3 protein-coding genes and 2 pseudogenes are annotated in these 3,618 nt (G+C 63.5%); 4 read left to right on the top strand and 1 reads right to left on the bottom strand.

Features of this window, described 5'->3' with window-relative positions:
• The 3 genes and pseudogenes from WAN02_RS29760 to WAN02_RS29750 all read left to right on the top strand — a co-directional run.
• A pseudogene (locus WAN02_RS29760) lies at positions 1–295 on the top strand (hypothetical protein); the annotation flags it as partial.
• Between the two features lie 15 nt (positions 296–310).
• The gene (locus WAN02_RS29755) at positions 311–1,318 is read left to right on the top strand and encodes a dihydrodipicolinate synthase family protein (RefSeq protein ID WP_422268976.1); all 1,008 of its coding nucleotides are present in this window, start codon (positions 311–313) and stop codon (positions 1,316–1,318) included.
• A 33-nt stretch (positions 1,319–1,351) separates the two neighbouring features.
• Complete coding sequence (locus WAN02_RS29750) at positions 1,352–2,572, top strand: CaiB/BaiF CoA transferase family protein (protein ID WP_422268975.1); 1,221 nt, start codon at positions 1,352–1,354, stop codon at positions 2,570–2,572.
• Positions 2,573–2,595: 23 nt separating this feature from the next.
• Here WAN02_RS29750 and WAN02_RS29745 read toward each other — a convergent pair whose 3' ends face one another.
• Complete coding sequence (locus WAN02_RS29745) at positions 2,596–2,904, bottom strand: WhiB family transcriptional regulator (protein ID WP_422268974.1); 309 nt, start codon at positions 2,902–2,904, stop codon at positions 2,596–2,598.
• A 336-nt stretch (positions 2,905–3,240) separates the two neighbouring features.
• Here WAN02_RS29745 and WAN02_RS29740 point away from each other — a divergent pair.
• Positions 3,241–3,618 (top strand): annotated as a pseudogene (locus WAN02_RS29740) (hypothetical protein); the annotation flags it as partial.

The raw sequence follows: 3,618 nt of genomic DNA, 5'->3' as shown, positions 1-3,618 counted from the left end.
CCTCAGCATGGAGCTGGCCTCACCGGACGCGGCGCTGCACATCGGGCCGCAGCACGTGGTGCTCGAAACTGCCGCGATCGATCTGGCCGCCGACGCGGCCGGAACTCGCAAGCTGCAGGTGGTGAGTTGGCATGTGATGTTCATGTCACGCGGCAAGGTCGGGCCGTTCCGGGTGGACGGCACCGCGCACGTCGGCGGTTCGGGCAAGGTGGGTGTGCGCATGTTGCTGCACGACGAGGGCAACTCCGACAAGGCGGTGACGTCGGCCGCAGCGGTCTTCGAGATCGTCGGCTAGTTCAAGGAGTGAATAATGGCTAATGCCAAAGACGCTCGTCAGTGGGCGCGCAATGCATTGCACGGCATCGGCGATTCGCTGTACACCCCGTTCAGCGGCCGCGACGGCGACGACATCGACTGGGATGCCTACCGCGCCTTGGTCCGGCATTGTGTGGGCACGCTCGGGCACCCGATGCTCTGGGTAACAAGCGGTCTCTCGGAATTCTGGTCGCTGACCATCGCGGAACGAAAAAAGCTGCTGGAAGTCGCTATTGACGAGGCCCGCGGTATCGACCCGGACGTGATCGTCCAATCCTGCACCGCGGCGATGTCGGCCAAGGACTGCCTGGAGCTCACCCGGCATGCCCAGGACGCGGGCGCCGACATTGTCTACATTCAGACGCCGATGATGGAATTACACGGTGGCGAAGGGGCATTGAACTACTTCAAATACGTCGCCGACCGCACCGACATCGCATTGGGAATGTTCAACTCGCCCAGTTCGGGATACGTGCTGTCCGCTCAAGAGGGCGCGCGCATCGTCGAGGAGATCCCCGCGGTGTGCGCCACCAAAGAGGGCTCTTTCCGACCGCATCAGAGCCGCTTCCTACACGAGCTGGCACCGGATCTGGTGATCTGGGAGTGCGACACGACGGTGTACCGGGCCGGCTGGCTGAAAGCGGGCATCGTCGGCCCGGGGCAGCTGGGTACCGCCGGGTACCTCTTCGAGACGCCGAAGAAACGCGCTCTGTCGGAGTATTGGGACTTGGTCTGGAACGAGAAGCTGGTCGAGGCAATGGATTACGCGCAGGAGTCGGGGCTCGACCAGTTCGAGCTGGACATGCGGGGCTGGTTCACGCGGTACCCCGGACGACCCGACTACTTCACCCACTGGGGCGGGGCGTTCAAATACGCCGCGTCGGTGATCGGGCTGCCGGTCGGCTCGTACCCGGAATCCCGCCCGCCGCAGGCTAAGTTGCCCGAGCAGGCGCGTATCGACATCCGTGCCGCATACCGCCGATTCGGGCTGATCGGCGAATAGTCCGAAAATGACTCTGATACAGGAGGACTCGTTATGACCGACGCCAAACCACTTGCCGGCATCCGCATCTTGGAAGTCGCGGCGTGGACGTTCGTTCCCGCGGCCGGTGCGGTGCTGGCCGAGTGGGGAGCGGACGTGATCAAGGTCGAGCCACGCGAAGGCGGCGACCCGCAGCGCGGCCTGGTCACCATGGGCCTCATTCCGGGCGGTCCGACTGCGGTCAACTACATGATCGAAATGCCCAACCGCGGAAAGAAATCCATCGGCATCGACCTGCTGAAGCCGGGCGGGCAGGAGGTCGTGCACGAGCTCGCCAAGAGCAGCGACGTGTTCCTCACCAGCTACCTGCCGAGCCGCCGCGACCGTTTCGGCATCGGCGTCGAGCAGATCCGCGCCGCCAACCCCGACATCATCTACGTGCGCGGATCCGGTTACGGCCCCGAAGGTCCCGACGCCGACCGGCCGGGCTATGACGGTGTCTCCTTCTGGTCACGTGGTGGCATCGCCGACGCGCTGACCCGCGAGCTGCCTGAGCCGGTGATGCAGACTGCGGCATTCGGCGACCTGATGGGCGGGTTGACGATTGCCGGCGGGATCGCCGCTGCGCTGTACAAACGCAAGGCGACCGGTGAGAGCTCGATCGTGGACGTCTCGCTGCTCGGGCTGGCGGCGTGGGTGATGACCCCGCAGGTGACCGCGGCGAATCTCTATGGCGGCGACCCGATCCCGACGTTCACTCACCGCGAGATGCCCAACCCGCTCGTCGGCAACTACAAGACCAAGGACGACCGGTTCATCACGCTGATGATGTTGCAGGGTGACAAGTTCTACCCAGAATTCATGACGGTCATCGGTCGCACCGACCTGATCACCGACGAACGCTTCGCCGAGGGTCATTCACGTTTCGAGAACCGCGGCGAACTCATCGACATCATGGACGAGGAGTTCGCCTCGAAGACCGTCGACCAGTGGCGCGAGATCCTCAAGCCACTCTCGGGAGCTTGGGCCGTCCTGCAGAAGACCAGTGAATTGCACGAAGATCCCGCCGTCATCGCCAACGGCTACATCCCCGAAGTGAAAGCGATGAACGGTAAGCCGTACATTCTGCCGACCAACCCGGTTCAATTCGATGGCCACCACGTCCACCCGACCGGCGCACCCGAACACGGTCAGCACACCGAAGAGATCCTGCTGGAAGCAGGGGTCGACTGGGACAAAATCGAGCAGTACAAGCAGGACGGGTCGATTCTGTGAGTCCCGACCCGTCCTGACTAGGACTAGGCGCTGCGGCGGATGCCGCGCGTTCTGCCGATGTCCCGCTTGAGCAGCAGTTCGCGCTCGGTCTCCGACAGGCCGCCCCAAATTCCGTACGGCTCGCCGACGTCCAGGGCATGCGCCCGGCACTGGGCCATCACCGGGCAGGTGCGGCACATCTCCTTGGCCCGGCGTTCGCGCTGCAGACGGGCCCGACCGCGCTCACCATCTGGGTGGAAGAACACTGAGGAATCCACGCCGCGGCAAAGGCCGTGTAATTGCCATTCCCAAATGTCTGCATTGGGACCCGGTAGTTGCTCTGGTTGCGGCATTGATGTCCCTCTCTTCAAGCCAGTTCGCGATCATGTATGTCGTCAACTGAATCGAGCGGGTCGTCGGTGACTACTCGTCTAGGCAAACGTAGAGGTGCTAGGGAATTTCCGTCAACAGGCTGTAATCTGCCGAATGCTGAAGTGCGGCTTGGGAATTTACCCCGAGTTCATCGACGCAGTGAGTCCGCTGAGCCAAGGAGTGCATGTTGACCCCGGGATCCGTGGAAATGTCGCAGCTCGCGACCGAATCGCAGCGCAAGCACAACAAATATGATCATCGACGGATTTAATACCGGTGTAACTCAGAAACCATGAAGTTTTAACGGGTAACCCGCCGTGATACATGTCTCTCACCGCTCATCTGTCGAGTCAGAGCTTGCCGCCGTGGCATTCGGCGACCAGCCCGGGCGATGGCCGCTACCTGCGGCCACAACACCCCATCAGCAGTGGTTACATGCGGTCGGCGCCGGGGGACAGGGCCGCTACGGCACTGCGTACGCCGACCTTGCGGGGCTGCGGACAACTGCGCCATCGGACCGGCTTTCCTCGCTGGCTCATAGCGCACACGCGTCGTTTCTGCGCCAGCTGGGTTGGCACGGTCTCGCCCGCGGTTGGGACGGTCGCGCATGGGCGCTTGCCGGTGACGATCCTGAGGCGGCCGGCGACGCGTTGACCGGGCTTGCCGCCGACGCGCTGGGTGTCGGGCGGCTGGCC

This window comes from Mycobacterium sp. (assembly GCF_049281135.1).
Classification (GTDB): domain Bacteria; phylum Actinomycetota; class Actinomycetes; order Mycobacteriales; family Mycobacteriaceae; genus Mycobacterium.
The sequence above is the reverse complement of the archived record's forward strand: the minus strand, read 5'-3'. Positions and strand labels throughout refer to the sequence as shown.

Bases quoted from the DNA above. Each gene is read 5' to 3' on its own strand.
- WAN02_RS29750 (WP_422268975.1), top strand. From the start codon at position 1,352: ATGACCGACGCCAAACCACTTGCCGGCATCCGCATCTTGGAAGTCGCG.
- WAN02_RS29755 (WP_422268976.1), top strand. From the start codon at position 311: ATGGCTAATGCCAAAGACGCTCGTCAGTGGGCGCGCAATGCATTGCAC.
- WAN02_RS29745 (WP_422268974.1), bottom strand. From the start codon at position 2,904: ATGCCGCAACCAGAGCAACTACCGGGTCCCAATGCAGACATTTGGGAA.